The organism is Mucilaginibacter sp. SG538B (assembly GCF_013376065.1).
GTDB lineage: Bacteria > Bacteroidota > Bacteroidia > Sphingobacteriales > Sphingobacteriaceae > Mucilaginibacter > Mucilaginibacter rubeus.
This window is the reverse complement of sequence record NZ_JABMJI010000003.1, coordinates 646178-661926: the sequence shown is the minus strand read 5'-3', so window position 1 is coordinate 661926 and position 15749 is coordinate 646178. Positions and strand designations below refer to the sequence as shown.

8 protein-coding genes are annotated in these 15749 nt (G+C 42.6%); 4 read left to right on the top strand and 4 right to left on the bottom strand.

Annotation, left to right across the window (positions count from 1 at the left end):
* Nucleotides 1-37: 37 nt before the first annotated feature.
* Entirely contained in the window at nucleotides 38-1264 is a 1227-nt protein-coding gene (locus tag FHW88_RS18740; RefSeq protein ID WP_176627489.1) for an RNA polymerase sigma factor, read from the top strand.
* 122 nt (nucleotides 1265-1386) lie between these two features.
* Here the strand turns inward: FHW88_RS18740 and FHW88_RS18735 are convergent, their stop codons facing one another.
* The 4 genes from FHW88_RS18735 to FHW88_RS18720 all read right to left on the bottom strand — a co-directional run bounded on the left by FHW88_RS18735 (nucleotide 1387) and on the right by FHW88_RS18720 (nucleotide 8876).
* Nucleotides 1387-3564: a glycoside hydrolase family 3 protein gene (locus FHW88_RS18735; protein ID WP_255485371.1), complete on the bottom strand. Its 2178-nt coding sequence runs from the start codon at nucleotides 3562-3564 to the stop codon at nucleotides 1387-1389.
* Nucleotides 3565-3575: 11 nt separating this feature from the next.
* Nucleotides 3576-6896 (bottom strand): SusC/RagA family TonB-linked outer membrane protein, encoded by a 3321-nt coding sequence (locus FHW88_RS18730; protein ID WP_176627488.1) that lies wholly within the window; start codon nucleotides 6894-6896, stop codon nucleotides 3576-3578.
* A gap of 188 nt (nucleotides 6897-7084) precedes the next feature.
* A complete protein-coding gene (locus FHW88_RS18725; RefSeq protein ID WP_176627487.1) occupies nucleotides 7085-8182 on the bottom strand; it encodes a FecR family protein in 1098 nt (365 codons plus the stop codon).
* Between the two features lie 94 nt (nucleotides 8183-8276).
* On the bottom strand, nucleotides 8277-8876 hold the full coding sequence (locus FHW88_RS18720; protein ID WP_176627486.1) for an RNA polymerase sigma-70 factor: 600 nt from the start codon (nucleotides 8874-8876) through the stop codon (nucleotides 8277-8279).
* Nucleotides 8877-9057: 181 nt separating this feature from the next.
* Between FHW88_RS18720 and FHW88_RS18715 the strand changes: the two genes are divergently transcribed.
* From FHW88_RS18715 to FHW88_RS18705, 3 genes are all read left to right on the top strand, one after another.
* Nucleotides 9058-10497, top strand: a complete 1440-nt coding sequence (locus FHW88_RS18715) for an alpha-L-fucosidase (protein WP_176627485.1) — start codon at nucleotides 9058-9060, stop codon at nucleotides 10495-10497.
* A gap of 257 nt (nucleotides 10498-10754) precedes the next feature.
* Nucleotides 10755-13427 (top strand): glycoside hydrolase family 2 protein, encoded by a 2673-nt coding sequence (locus FHW88_RS18710; RefSeq protein ID WP_176627484.1) that lies wholly within the window; start codon nucleotides 10755-10757, stop codon nucleotides 13425-13427.
* A 13-nt stretch (nucleotides 13428-13440) separates the two neighbouring features.
* Entirely contained in the window at nucleotides 13441-15735 is a 2295-nt protein-coding gene (locus tag FHW88_RS18705; RefSeq protein ID WP_176627483.1) for a family 20 glycosylhydrolase, read from the top strand.
* The last annotated feature ends 14 nt before the right edge of the window (nucleotides 15736-15749 follow it).

Genomic DNA, 15749 nt, shown 5'->3' with positions numbered 1-15749 from the left:
GATTTGCAGCCTCCCATATACGGGAGGCTGCTGGTTTATGCAGCAAGATCAGCTTCTACCACATCTGTTCCGCTCCGAGTATCAAAAGATAATCGCGGTATTATGCCATTATTTCGGCTTTGAACATATAGAAGCCGCCGAAGATATTGCCAGTGATACTTTCCTCACTGCTGCCGAAACATGGGGAATCAAGGGGTTGCCGGATAATCCTAAAGCATGGTTATATACCGTGGCCCGCAATAAAGCAACCGATTATGTAAGGCGTGGCTCCAGGTTTAAGCAAAAAATAGCCGAAGGGATTGTTGCAGAGGATAATTACGAGGCAGAGATCGATCTTTCTGACCAAAATATTAGCGACAGCCAGCTGCAAATGATGTTTGCTATTTGTCACCCGGTATTGCCGGCCGAGGCGCAGATTGGCTTTGCATTACGTATCCTTTGCGGTTTCGGAATTGATGAAATTGCCGAGGCTTTTTTATCGAATAAAGAAACCATTAATAAACGCCTGTTCAGGGCTAAGGAAAAGCTTCGGGAACAAAAAGTGAAGATCGTTTTCCCTGAACCGGCTGATATTATTAATCGGCTGGGCATCGTACTGAAAACTTTATACCTGCTGTTTAATGAGGGCTATTACTCCAGCTGCCAGAGCACTACATTGCGAAAAGATTTGTGTTTAGAAGCCATGCGGCTTAACTATCTCCTTATAGAAAACAAGCAAACCAACCTGCCCGAGGTGAATGCCTTGTTGTCATTGATGTGTTTTCATGCTTCAAGGTTTGATGCCCGGGTAGATGAACATGGCGAAATGATCCGCTATGATGACCAGGACAGAATGCTTTGGAATGATGATTTGATAGTAAAAGGACGATACTACCTAAACCTTGCCTCAAAAAAAGGAAACGACGCCGGTAAATATCATATTGAAGCTGCTATAGCTTATTGGCATACCGTTAAAACTGATACTACCGAAAAGTGGGAAAATATATTAATGCTCTACAATAGGTTACTTATCGCTGCTTATTCGCCCGCGGCTGCGTTGAACCGGGCTTATGCCCTGGCAAAGGTAAAAGGGAAGGAGAATGCCATTATTGAGGCCGAAAAGTTAAAATTGGATACTAATCATTTGTACCATGTGCTGCTTGGTTACTTGTATACAGGGGTAGATCGTAAAAAGGCAGTATCGCATTTGCAAACTGCCCTGAAACTGGCTAAGACCGCTACAGATAAAAGTAGAATTACGAAGGATTTAAAGGCTTTATTGTGAGTTAGTTATAAAAAAAACGTCATTGCGAGGAACGAAGCAATCCCCGATAAGCAGGTTCGCCCTGTATAGCTTGGGATTGTTTCGTTCCTCGCAATGACACTCTTAAGTCTTTATGAGTTTTTTCAATTAGCTATCTTGAAATCAGCTACCAGCTTTTCATCGGCCGAGTTGCTGCCCAGTACTAATTTGTAGCTGCCGGGATAAAGCTTCCATTTGTGTGTGGCAAGGTCCCATTTCTGTAAATCCTGAACAGGGATTTTCAAAGTAACGGTACCCTCCTTATCCTGCTCCAGGCTGATGCGTTTAAAGCTTTTCAATTCTTTAACCGGCATCCTGTCGATATTAGGATATTTAATATATGCCTGCACTACCTCATCGCCATTAAATTTACCGGTGTTTTTAACGTTTACTGTTACTGCAAGGGTATCGGCTTTTTTGTAGGTGGTTTTTAATTTACTGCCCAGGGTGTAGCTGAACGAAGTATAGCTTAAACCAAAACCAAAAGGATATTGCACCAGACCGGTATAATAACGGTAAGTGCGGTTTTTCATATTGTAATCGCTGTAGTCGGGTAAATTGCTCATGTCTTTATAAAAAGTAAGCGGCAGGTGGCCCGAAGGCGAAACATCGCCAAAAATAATATCAGCTAATGCATTACCCCCCTGTTCGCCGGGGTACCAGGCAAATATAATGGCATCGGTATAAGGCTCAATAGCGGATATGTCAACATCGCTGCCTGCGGTTATTACTGCTACAAGGGGCTTGTTTTTTACGCTTTTGCGCAGTTCTTTCATAAAGGCAATTTCGCTGGCAGGCAGGCTCAGGTTTTTTTTATCGCCGCCACTTTCAGACAGGAAAGCATCGCCTGCTTCGCCTTCCAAAACGGGGGAGAGGCCTATGACAGCAATAGTAGCATCAGCATTACCCGCAGCCCAGGTGCCGCCAAAATGAGTGGTATCTTTATAATCACATCCAAGGTCATATTCAACGCGGGTAGCTTTATCAACCGCGCCGGTAATACCCTCAACAAAATTGATCACTTTGCTGCTGGTACCGTGGTAATTTGCTATCATGGCATCGAGCGAGGCCGCGTTTGGCCCAACTACCATAATGCTGGAGTAGCTGCTTTTTTTGAATGGCAAAACATTGTTGTTATTCTTTAACAATACCATGCTTTGCTGGGCCACTTTACGGGCCAAAGCCAAATGTTGTTCATTGTGAACACTGTCGGCGCCGTAACCATGATAAGGATTAGCGGCCGGGTCGTCATAAAAACCCAGTTTAAATTCGGTGCGTAAGATAGCGCTCAGGGCCTGGTCAACATCTTTTTCGGTAAGCAGGCCTTGTTTAATAGCTTTAATACCATCGTTTTGCAAAATGGACGAGCAATCCAGGTCAACGCCAGCCTTGATCGCGGCAGCGGCTACTTCAACCGCAGTTGGTAGTGTTTTGTGAGTAAGGTACACATCATCCAGGGCACCACAATCAGTTACTACATGCCCGTTAAAGCCCCATTCTTTCCGCAATATATCGGTAAGCAGCATTTTATTGATAGAGTTTGGTACACCGTTAACGCGGTTGTAGGCGCTCATTACCGATTCAACGTGGTTTTTAACCAGTTCGTGAAAAGCATACAGGTAGGTTTCGCGAAGATCTTTCTCATCAACTTTAGCATCAAATTTATCGCGGGTAGCTTCCGGGCCGCTATGTACGGCAAAGTGTTTGGCCGTGGCAGATGTTTTCAGGTATTTAGGATCATCGCCCTGCAAACCTTTAACAAAGGCTGAACCCATACGACCGGTCAGAAAAGGGTCTTCGCCATAGGTTTCCTGGCCACGTCCCCAGCGCGGGTCGCGGAAAATATTGATGTTGGGCGTCCAAAAGGTCAGTCCCATATATTGCAGGTGCCTGTCTTGTGCAATGGCCAGGTTATATTTTGCGCGGGCTTCAGTTGATATGGCCGTTGAGACCTGTTTCAACAGATCTTCATTAAATGTAGCCGACATCCCGATAGCCTGCGGAAATATGGTTGCTTCTCCGGCGCGGGCTACGCCATGCAAAGCCTCATTCCACCAGTTATAGGCAGGGATGCCTAAACGGGGCACGGCCTGGCTGCGGTAACCTAATAAGGAGATTTTTTCGTCGATGGTTAATTTCGATAAAAGATCTTTTACGCGTGAATCAATCGATTGCGAGGCATCTTTATAAAAAGGAACCTGCGCATTTGCGGTAGAAAATTTTAGTAATGCCGCAAGCATTACCGAACAACATAGGAGTTTGTGTTTTATGGTGGAAGCCATTTTTAGATGATTTATTTTTTGAGTTTAAAGTTAATATTTATTCCGTAAGTATGGGTTGGCGGAAGGCTTGCTCCCTCAATTCCGGCATATTTTATATCCGGCGAAAATCCAGATTCCGGATCGATATTGGCCGAGCGCTTCATAATTGTCCACAAGTTTCTGCCTACCAGTGAAAAGGTTATGCCTTCAAATGGTGTTTTATTAAGAAAGCCCTTTGAAAAAGTATAGCCAAAAGTAACCTGCCGTAATTTAATAAACCTGCCGTCAAGCACATTTAATGCAGATACATTTTGGGCTAGCGCCTGGTAATAGTTTTGGGCAGGTACAGCAATCGTGTTCTTTTCACCATTGCTGTTTACGCCATTGCCAATAACGCCGTTTTCCCTGCCTGAAAGGGTAAGCTGGTTAAAGCCCCTGTAAATGCTATTATAATTTGTAGCCGATAATATCTTATTACCAAAACGGTAATCGATCAAAAATGAGAGGCTTAGTTTGCCAAATGCAAAATTGTTGTTTAATCCACCGTATATATTAGGCACCGCGCTGCCCATAGGTACACGCGGGCCGGCCATGGGTAAACCATTTCCGTCAAAAATGATCTGTCCTTTATCATTTCTAAGGTAATCGTTGGCCATAATCTGGGGCCCTGGCAAGCCTTTAACCAGTGCCGTAGCAGCATTTAGCGGGCGGTAAGTACCGAAGCTTATGTTAGCCGACTCGGGAGTGCCGTCTGTTTGAAGGATCTTGTTTTGTACATAGGTAAAATTAAACGATGGCGACCAGTTAAAACTTGTTGTTTTAACTGGAGTGCCGCTTAGCTCAATTTCAATGCCGTTGTTTTGGGTTGAGCCCGTAGGAATAAACCGCCGTGCAAAACCGGTTGCCAGATCAAGGTCGCCTTTAATGATCTCATTTTTTGTTTTACGGTGAAAATAGGCTACATCAATTCCAAGCCTGCCGTTTAGAAATTTAAGCTCGGTACCGGCTTCCATTTCGGTAAGCGTGTAAGGCTTAAGAAATAAATTGGGCAGGCTGTCGCTGAAACTGCCGATGGCAATACCGTTTATCGAATAATTTGTTGTGTAATATTGGGTTGTTACATATGCATCAGTTGGCTCGCCGCTCGTTTGCGCATACGATAACCTCAATTTTCCGAAATCAAGGCTGGGAATATGAACAAGATCGGAAAATAAAAGACTTGCCGATACCGAAGGCGTAAAGATACTCCGGTTATCGCTCGGCAACGTGGAGTAGGCATCGTAGCGGCCGGTAGTAGTTATGGTTAAATAGTCTCTGAATGAAAAATCAACAGCGTAATAGCTCGAATGCGTTTCGGTACTTTTATAGTTGTAGTTGCTGCTCTTGATGCTCAAATTATTATAGCTATAAAAATATGGTACAATGAATGGGCCTCCAAAAAGCTTCGTGTACTCGTATGTGTTTTTGCGTAGGTTAGTCCCGGCAGATATGTCAAAACTCAACACCTTAGGAATGATGTCATGTTTGGCACCTATTAACAGGTCACTGTTTAGTTCAGATCGTTGGGTGTTTGACTGTTCATCAAGTCCCCCCGTTCCGCCGGCGTAATAAGCGGTTCCGGTTGGGGTAACCGTTTTTCGTTTATCGTAAAGGATGTCGTTGCCCAACCTCAACTGTGCATACAGCCAATTATTGAAATTGTATTTACCCGATAATGCAGCTATTAATCGGTTACGGTTTACATCATTAATAAACCGGTTAACGGTAAAATAAGGGTTTGTAGTAAAGGTGTCGCTATTCCATCTTATTTCACTGCCATCTGAAGCATAACCAGGCGCAAGGATAGCCTGATCTTCGTTGGCTGCCAGATATTGAATGTTATTTACATTAAAAGGCCCATCGCTCAAGTTGGGTTTTAAATTAGAAGTTTCGTTGATAAAATTAGCTGCAACATTAATATTCAGTTTTTTGGTAACATTTTGACTTGCCGATAAGTTGAACGTTTTGCGGTTGAGATCACTGTTACGTACTATTGAGCCGTTGCTAAGGTTTGATAATGACAACCGGAAATTACCATTGTCGTTACCGCCGCTAAATGCAGCAGTGTTGGTAAAAGTATAACCCCGACGGTAAAATTTACTGATATTATCTGTTACAGCCGAGTAGGGGTAATATTCGCCATCAAATTGAATTGTGGGTTTACCGTCCAGTTTTTCGCCCCAGCCATAGTTGCCTGAGGATATTGCATTGGTTACGGTAGTCGGCCTTATCCCATACAAACCCTGGCCGTATTGCGTTTGATAATCAAAGGTATTAATTGCTTTATCAGTTTGATAATTGGTATTAAACTCAACACCAAATGGAGTGTTTTTTTTTCCTGTTTTGGTAGTTATTAAAATTACGCCATTGGCCGCGCGTGCTCCATAAAGTGCCGATGCCGCCTGGCCTTTTAATACGGTCATATTTTCAACATCGTCGGGATTTATATTGCTGATGCCATCGCCAAAGTCGGCCCCGCCCCATTCATTGGCTGAGCCCCTTTGAGTATTATCCATGGGCACACCATTAATAATAAAGAGTGGCGCGCTTGCACCAAAACTTGTAACGCCTCTTAGTAAAATACGCGCAGAAGATCCTGGTCCGCCGTTTATGCCATTGATACTTAAACCTGCTACGCGCCCCTCTAATGAGTATGCTACATTTGATTCCTTGGCTTTATCAAGTACTTCACCACTAATAGTTGTTACTGAATAACCCACCCTTTTTTGTTCCTTGTTAATGCCAAGCGCCGTTACAACTACCTCGTTTAGCACATTACTTACTGTAAGCGGAATAGTTAATGTTGCAACGTTATTAAGTTTTACCTCTTTTATAATGTAACCTACAAAACTCACTATCAACGTTGACCCAGAGGGTACTTCAAGCGAAAACGCGCCCTTCGCGTCAGTGAGCGAGCCCATGGTTGACCCTCTTACCCTAACTGTAGCGCCGGCAAGCGGTGCGCCATTTTCATCAACAACAATGCCCGTTACCTTAACTACATTAACTATTTCATCAATTGGGGCAATTACTATTAGGTGATTGGCAAGCTCGGTATAAGCGAAGCCCGAATTGGCCAAAATTTTATCTAAAATGCTTTTAACATCTTCATTATCAACGTCTACGTCAACTTTGTTTAAAGTGGGGATTTTTCTTTCGCTGTAAACAAAATGATAAATGCTTTGACGTTCGATGGCTGAGATCACCTTTTTAAAATCGGCCGATTTTAAATTGATAGTGACGCGGGTTTGTGAATATACAGTTAATATAGCCAGTAAATTGAAGAATAATATTAACCTAAACCGTATTTTCATTTATACTGATAACCTAAACCTGTCGCCAACATCCATTGGGGATGCCTAAATTTACATAAATTTTATAATTAGCACAGGTAATAGTGTAAAATGACCGAATTGGTAGGTAACAATTACGAATATTGTAAAGCACAGCCAAGCCAACTGATGGGAACAAATGTACTGATAACTAACTGTAGAATTATTAGTTAGTAGATATAAATGGCAGCGTTTTTAATTTTGTAATGAAAATCTTCGGTAATGCGTAATGCGTCAAGAGCCTGGGTAATGGATTCTTTTTCATAAGTGCCGCTGAAACGGTACTTTTTCATTTCATCATTTTTAAATTTGATCTCAACACCATACCAGCGTTCCATGCGCATGGCGAGGTCGGCAAAGCTTTCGTCTCTGAAAATGAGTTTATTCTGTGTCCAGGATGTTTCTAAAATGGCACTGTCGTCCTGGTGAAGGCGGGTAAAGCTGGTTAAGACATATTGCGTACCGGCACTGCTGTCGATAGCTGGTGAAAGCTTGGCCTGGTTTTTACGTACAGTAGTAAACGAGCCCTTTTTAACAATCAGTTTTTCGCTTGGTTTTAAAATGATCCTGTCCGATGGCCGGTCGTCAAGGGTAACTTCAATGGCGCCCCTGATCAGGGTTGTTTCACTTGACGGATCATCGGGGTATGATTTAACGTTAAAAGCGGTACCCAGCACCTTAATGTTCATTTTTTCGGTATGGATAATGAACGGGTGTTCATGATCTTTATGTACATCAAAAAAGGCTTCGCCGCTTAAATAAACTTCGCGGGTTTTGCCTGTGAAGTTTGTTGGATATCTTAACGAACTTTGCGAATTAAGAGTGATACGTGTACCGTCGGTTAATACAATGGTTGATTTATCGCGGGCAGACGTATTTTTATTTTGCCAGGCGGCGGATGTTGTGCTTGCAATTCCGTGGCCCAAAGTAACTGTTTTTGAATAAAAAAGGTACGCGCAACCTGCTATTAAAACAACAGCGGCCGCAGCACGCCAAAGATAATGCATCGTGCCCTTTTTAACGGGGTTAATGGCCGCTGCAGGTTCAATAACTTCCTGTGCTTTAATTTTTGACTTTATTTTTTGAAAGGCGAGGGCATTGTCGGCATATTGGGCATCGCTATGTTTCCAGTAAGCAGAAAGGGCTTCGTATTGTTCACGAAGGGAAGCATCATTAGCTAAGCAACGCTGAAATTCATTATTTTCATCAGAGCTGATTTCATTCGACAATTTTTTGCCCACCAACTCTATAAATTTATCATTGCCCATCGTATAATTGCATCCTTATTTATGATAGGACAACTTATTTAGGTTAATTACTTACAAGGTTAAAAAAAATAATTGAAAATTACAATTGTGCTCCCTAAAATGTTGATTGCATTGGTTTTAACACAGCTTCGTGGTGTTTATTGTATTGTGTCAAAACGACACTAAGCTTCTTGATCGCTCTGAAAAGTTGCGTTTGTACCGTGCGGGGCGAAATATTAAGAATTTCGGCCACTTCCTTATACTTCATACCATCCTCTTTTATCAGTCTGAAAACAATTCGGCATTGTTGGGGTAAACCGGCTATGGCCTGGTCCATCCTAAAAATAAGCTCTTTGTTTTCAATTTCCTTTTGAGGGTTATAGGTGTTTACAAATTCTACCGTATTGGTTTCTTCAATTTGTACAACGTGAATAGTTGAGTATTTTTTGATGTGGTTTAGCGATTGGTTTTTTACCGCTACAAATAAATAGGTTTCAGGGTTTTGAATTTCGGTAAGGTTTTTACGGTTAAGCCAGCATTTTACAAACACGTCCGAAACTATTTCTTCGGCAATCTCCCGTTGATGTACGTAGAGTACACAAAATTTAATGAGCGAGTTGTTAAGGACATGGAAAAACAACTCAAAAGCGTTCTCGTCATCATTGTTGCAAATGAGTTTCCATAATTTTAGCGTATCAACTTTTCTGTCTCTCAAACCGAAGATTTTTTAATTAATCAACTAAATTTAAACTTAATAATGGTGTAACAATAATAACATATTAAAATCGAAAAATGAAATTAATTGATGTAAGTTGCAATGTTTTTTAAAAAATTTTAAAAAGTGTGTAAGCAATACACCATATAAAATTGTCAGTAATTAATAAAATAATAGCTTGATGAAACGATTATTTACAGTATTTCTTTTGGTTTTCGGCTGCTTTGAAGTGTTTGGACAACAGCACAATATGTCAAAGCAATATATTCCTGCAGGCGACCCTGCAGTTGAGCAAAAAATTGCAAATTGGCAGGATCTTAAGTTTGGTTTGTTTATGCACTGGGGTACCTACAGCCAGTGGGGGGTAGTTGAAAGCTGGAGCATTTGCCCCGAGGATGAAGGCTGGACACAACGCCGCGGTCCGTACGGCGCTACCTATAATGGTTATAAGGCGGCATACGAAAATCTCCAAACAACTTTTAATCCAACCAAATTCAATCCCGAAAAATGGGTAAAGGCGGCCAAAGATGCCGGTATGAAATATGTGATCTTCACGACCAAGCATCATGATGGTTTTTGCATGTTTGATACCAAAGAAACCGATTATAAAATTACGAGCAGTAAAACGCCTTTTTCCACCAATCCCAGAAGCAATGTAACTAAAGAGATCTTCAACGCTTTCCGTAAAGATAACTTTATGATTGGCGCCTACTTTTCAAAGCCCGACTGGCATACTGAAAATTATTGGTGGCCATACTTCCCGCCAAAAGATCGTAATGTAAATTACGACCCTAAAAAATACCCTGATCGCTGGCAGAAGTTTAAAGATTTTACCTATAACCAGATCAGTGAGCTCATGAGCGATTATGGCAAGGTTGATATTTTATGGCTTGATGGGGGATGGGTACGCCCGAAAAGCAGTGTTGATACTACCATAGAATGGCAGCGAGGAATTAAGTTTGACCAGGATATTGACATGCCAAGAATAGCCGCTATGGGCAGGCAAAAGCAACCAGGCTTGATTGTGGTTGATCGTACCGTTGCAGGCAAATATGAAAACTACACTACTCCCGAACAGGAAGTACCCGAAGTACCGCTTGATCATCCCTGGGAGAGCTGCATAACCATGGGTAATTCATGGAGCTATGTTCCCGGCGATCATTATAAATCGGTACAGCAAATAGTTCAGTTGTTGGTGAAGATCGTATCGCGCGGTGGTAACCTGCTCATGAATATTGGCCCCGGCCCTGATGGTGATTGGGATCCGGTTGCCTATGAACGCCTGCAAGGTATTAGCAATTGGATGAAAATCAACGGTGAAGGTATTTATGCCAGCCAGTCGGTTGCACCATATTCAACAGGTAATATATACTATACGAAAGCTAAAAACAGCAACACTATTTATGCCTTCGCTTTGAGTGATCAGGAAAAGGTGGTTTTACCTGCTACAGTATCTATAAAATTAAAAGACATTAAAAAGGTAAAGAAAGTTACCCTGCTTGGAAGCACTCAAAGCCTTAAATGGAAACAGGTGACTGATGGTATTGATATCAGTATCCCTGCAAAATTACAGCAAACAAGCGGGCTTAATGAAGCGGCCGGTTTTAAAATAGTTTATTAATATTTCATAACAGCCACATAACCACAATGTCATTTCGACGAATAGGGTAGGGCTAAAAAAGGTGAGGAGAAATCTTGTACAAGCGACGGGCAAATTTTACAGGGCGTATAAGATTTCTCCTGATTACTACCACATACGCCTTGTATACTCGTCTAAATGACAATTATACCGACAAAATCCCATATTATATAGCCAAGTTTTTACAGCTAAAATGATTTCGCAGTTTTTAATTTTGATCATCCATCCAACCCAAATAAATGACAACAACCCGTTCGGCAGGCAGATCTGCATTGTTTAAATTTTCATTAGTGTTATCCGTCCTTGCTTCTGGCGTTTATCAAAACGCAGGGGCGCAAACCAGCTACGAGCTTAATAGCGGCTGGAAATGTACCTCAATCAATAGTGTTAAAGATAACGGCACTACCATATCGCAATCCAATTATGATCTGGCTGCATGGAACCCAGCAGTAGTGCCGGGAACGGTACTTACAACCCAGGTAGCAAATAAACAGGTACCTGATCCATTTTATGGGATGAACAATGAAAAGATCCCTGATATCTATAAAGTAGGTCGTGACTACTACAGCTACTGGTTCGCCAAAGATTTTAAAGAGGCCGCGCCAACCGGAAGCAATCAAACCTATCTTAACTTTCGTGGGGTAAACTATAGCTGCGATGTTTTCCTTAACGGGCATAAACTTAATAGCAAACTGCATAAAGGCATGTTTTTACGCCAAAGCTATAATGTTACCAAATGGCTGAGCAAAAATGGTAATAACCGCTTAGCTGTTGTGGTGTACCCTCCTGATATTGTTGGTAACCCCAATGGCGGCCAGGGTGGTGACGGTACTATTGCGCGTGGTGTAGGTATTCAATATACCGCAGGCTGGGATTGGATCCAGCCTATTCGTGACCGTAACACAGGCATTTGGGATAAGGTAACTATTGAGCATACCGGCGCGGTAGTTATTAAAGATCCCCATGTAGTTACCCTTGTTCCGGGCGTTCGTCAGCCCGAACGTGCGCAGCAACCTGCTATTATACAGGTTTCGGCAGAGGTTGAAAACGCTACGGGTGCTGTAGTAAGCGGTACTTTGCAATATAATTTAGATGGCAAGCTGGTATCACAGTCGGTTACCCTGAAAGCCAATTCAAAACAGGAAGTTAAACTGGCGGATTACAGCCTTAAAAACCCTAAGCTTTGGTGGCCTAATGGCTACGGTCCGCAAAATTTGTATAAGCTTAATTTGCAGTTTGTAGCAGGTGGCAAGGTATCCGACCAAAAAAATATTGAAGTTGGTGTACGCCAGATCACTACCGAATGGAACAATAAAACCGAAAGCCGCCAGGTTAACATAAACGGCCAAAAGGTGTTTATTAAAGGCGGGAACTGGATCATATCTGATCAGATGTTACGTTTCAGCGATGCCCGTTATGATGCCGAAGTTCGTTTTCACCGTGATATGAACCTGAACCTGATCCGTGTTTGGGGTGGTGCGCTGATTGAACGCCCGGAGTTTTATGAGGCTTGCGATAAATACGGTATGCTGGTTTTTCAGGATATGTGGGGATCGGGCGATTGTAATGGTCGCTGGATAGATCCAATGAAGGCTGATGATCAATGGACCCGGCGTAAATATCCTGATGATCATGACCTATATTTAAAATCAGTTGCCGACCAGGTTAAACTGGTACGTAACTTCCCGTCGCTGGCTATCTGGTGCGGTGGCAACGAGATCACTCCGCCCGAAGATATTTTTGCAGCCCTGCGCGATACCATTATGCCTAAGCTGGATAATACCCGCTGGTTTATCCCATATTCAAACTCGGAAGAAATGTCGCGCAATGTACAGGGCGGCAACGGCGATGGGCCTTACGGCATCCAAAGCCTTACAACTTTCTGGGATCACCAAACTTATCCGTTCAATTCGGAAGTAGGGTCGGTTGGCGTTAGCGACTATGAATCATTAAAACGCTTTATCCCGGCAGAAAATATGGTTGTGCCCGAGTTTGATGCATCTACCGGCAAAACTAAAACAGACCCGGTTTGGGAGTATCATAAATATATCGGCTACGACGGCTTTATTGATAAGTATGGAAAAGCCAAAAATGTTGAGGACTTCGCAACCAAAGCACAATTGGTAAATTATGATCAATACCGTGCTTTGATGGAGGGCTTCAGCTCTCATATGTGGGATTGGTATACCGGCACCATCATCTGGAAAACCCAAAACCCATGGACAGCCATGCGCGGCCAGATGTATGATTATTATCTTGATCCTAACGGTTGTCTTTACGGTTTGCATAACGGCAGCGAGCCTTTACACATCATGTATAACCAAACGGATGGTATGGTAATGGTAGCCAACAATACATTTAAAACGCATAGCAACATGCTGCTGGTAGCCAAAACCTATGATATGGATGGCAAGGAGAAAGTGTTAACAAAGGTTTTTGCCGACGTAACACCGACTACTACCAAACGCTATTTATCACTGAAAAGAGAGATTGAGAAAGAAGCAAAAGACAAAGGTGTTTTCCTTTGCCTGCAATTGCTTAAATCAGATAAAGAAGTAATTAGCGAGAATATTTACTGGTTACCTGATGCTAACGGAGATTTCTCGGGCTTACAAAAAATGCCTAAAGGTAATTTAGGTGCAACAGCTAAATATTTAAAGAACGGCAAGGTTGAGGTAACGCTGACCAACGAAGGTAATGGCGCGCTTGCATTTTTCAACCGCCTGTCTTTAGTTAATGCTGATACGAAACAACGCGTCCTCCCGGCCTTTTACAGTGATAATTATGTAACGGTATTGCCGGGACAAACTAAAAAAGTTGTTATCGACCATAATCCAGGTGCAGATAAAAACCTTGCAGTAACTATTGGAGGCTGGAACATAACAGAACGTACTATATCTATCGACAAATAACAAAAAGAAGACAATGAAGACTATTTCAAAATATTTGTCGGCTGCAGCATTATTGCTTGCCTGTACAAGTGGTGTTAATGCCCAGGAAACGGCGTCGAAATTTCCGTTGATACCTTATCCTGCCCAATTAACTGCGGGAGAGGGCTCATTTACTATCACCTCTAAAACGGCTATTGTAAATGCCGGCGCTTTTAATACCGAAGCTTATGCCTTGAAGGATTTGTTGCGCAAAGGTTTAGGCACGCCTGTTGAAGTGAGCAAGATAAAGAAGGCCCACGCCATAAATCTTGTTTATGATGCAAGCATAACTACTCCCGAAGCTTATCGCATGAGTGTTACTAAAGAGCAGGTGGTTATCCGCGCGAAAGATCCGGCCGGCGTATTTCATGCGATAGAAACCATTCGTCAGTTATTGCCCGTTGGTATAGAAGCTGGTGTTGTGCAAAGGCAATTGTCATTGCCGGTTGTGGCTATAGAGGATGCACCTGTTTACGAATGGCGTGGTATGCATCTGGATGTATCGAGGCACTTCTTCTCGGTAAGTTACCTGAAAAAGTTTATCGACCGGATGGCTTTGTACAAAATGAATAAGCTGCACCTGCATTTAACGGATGATCAAGGCTGGCGTATCGAAATAAAAAAATACCCGCTGCTTACCGAAGCTGGCGCATGGCGTACGTTCAATAACCAGGATTCGGCCTGCATGAAAAAGGCTAAGGACAATCCCGATTTTGTGATCGATAAAGAGCACATCGTTCAAAAAAATGGCAAAACCATGTACGGTGGTTTTTATACGCAGGAGGAAATGAAAGGCGTTGTTGCTTATGCTGCTGCAAGGCATATTGATATCGTTCCGGAAATTGACATGCCGGGTCACATGATGGCTGCCATTAACTCATATCCGTTTTTAACCTGCGATGGCGAAAATAAATGGGGCGAATTGTTCACCAAACCTATCTGCCCGTGTAACGAAAGTACTTTTGAGTTTGCTGAGAATGTATTCAGCGAGATCATGCAGATCTTCCCGTCAAAATATATCCATATCGGCGGTGACGAGGTGGATCGTACCAACTGGGGTAAATCAGATGCCTGTAAAGCTTTAATGGCCAAAGAGGGTATCAAAGACCTGGCCGGATTGCATAGTTATTTCATTAACCGCATGGAGAAATTCTTTAACGCTAAAGGTCGCAAGTTGATTGGTTGGGACGAGGTAATTGAAGGTGGCATTAGCCCGACAGCCATTATTATGTACTGGCGCACCTGGGTACCTGATGCACCGGTAAAAGCTGTGAAGAATGGCAATACCGTGATCATGACGCCCGGCGAACCACTTTATTTCGACAATCAGCCAGATCAGTATTCCGTCAGTAAAGTATATCATTTTAATCCGGTACCAAAAGTGCTGAATGCAGAAGAAGCAAAATCAATTATCGGCGCACAGGCTAATCTCTGGTCAGAAATGATTCCTTCAGAAAAACGTGCCGATTATATGTACATGCCGCGACTAACCGCATTGTCCGAAATGCTGTGGACACATAAGGAAAGTGAATACGATTCATATCTGCAGCGTTTAACTCAACAATATAAAAGAATGGACGCGATGAAGATCAATTATCGTTTGCCCGATCTGCCAAATTTGCTTAACCAGTATGTTTTCACCGATGAAGGCAAGCTAAGCATTGCGTCTCCATTGCCAAGCCTTACTATCCGCTATACTACCGATGGTACTTTGCCAGATGCTAAATCACCTGTATTGCCATTTCCATTAACTATTTCAAAGTCGGAATTGGTAAGGGTTGCCGCGTTTACACCAATCGGGACACGTGGTGATGTTTATAATTTGAACTACACACAACAGCAAATGCTTGGTCCGGTAAAAATTGCTCCACCTAAACCCGGGCTTACAGCTACTTATTATAAGGCTTTCTTTAAAAAGACTGCGTTAATGCAAAATGCAAAGGTTGACAGCACGTTTAGTACTGATAAAATAGAAGTACCTGCGACGGTTAAAGCTCCGTCATTTGGAATCACTTACAAAGGCTATATAGATGTGCCAACTGACGGTATTTACAGCTTTTATTTAACCTGCGATGATGGCGGGGTACTGTACATTGGTGATAAAACCGTTGTAGATAACGATGGTAATCACTCGGCGCAGGAACGCAGCGGACAGGTTGCCCTAAAAATGGGTGCGCATCCGTTTAAGCTTGATTTTATTGAAGGCGGTGGCGGCTTTAAGCTGTTGCTGAAATATAGTGTTAATGGCTCGGCCCCACAGGATGTGCCGTCATCATGGTTCAAAAACTAATTATCTGATACCAA

Bases quoted from the DNA above. Each gene is read 5' to 3' on its own strand.
- FHW88_RS18705 (WP_176627483.1), top strand. From the start codon at position 13,441: ATGAAGACTATTTCAAAATATTTGTCGGCTGCAGCATTATTGCTTGCC.
- FHW88_RS18735 (WP_255485371.1), bottom strand. From the start codon at position 3,564: ATGGCTTCCACCATAAAACACAAACTCCTATGTTGTTCGGTAATGCTT.
- FHW88_RS18730 (WP_176627488.1), bottom strand. From the start codon at position 6,896: ATGAAAATACGGTTTAGGTTAATATTATTCTTCAATTTACTGGCTATA.
- FHW88_RS18715 (WP_176627485.1), top strand. From the start codon at position 9,058: ATGAAACGATTATTTACAGTATTTCTTTTGGTTTTCGGCTGCTTTGAA.
- FHW88_RS18710 (WP_176627484.1), top strand. From the start codon at position 10,755: ATGACAACAACCCGTTCGGCAGGCAGATCTGCATTGTTTAAATTTTCA.
- FHW88_RS18725 (WP_176627487.1), bottom strand. From the start codon at position 8,182: ATGGGCAATGATAAATTTATAGAGTTGGTGGGCAAAAAATTGTCGAAT.
- FHW88_RS18740 (WP_176627489.1), top strand. From the start codon at position 38: ATGCAGCAAGATCAGCTTCTACCACATCTGTTCCGCTCCGAGTATCAA.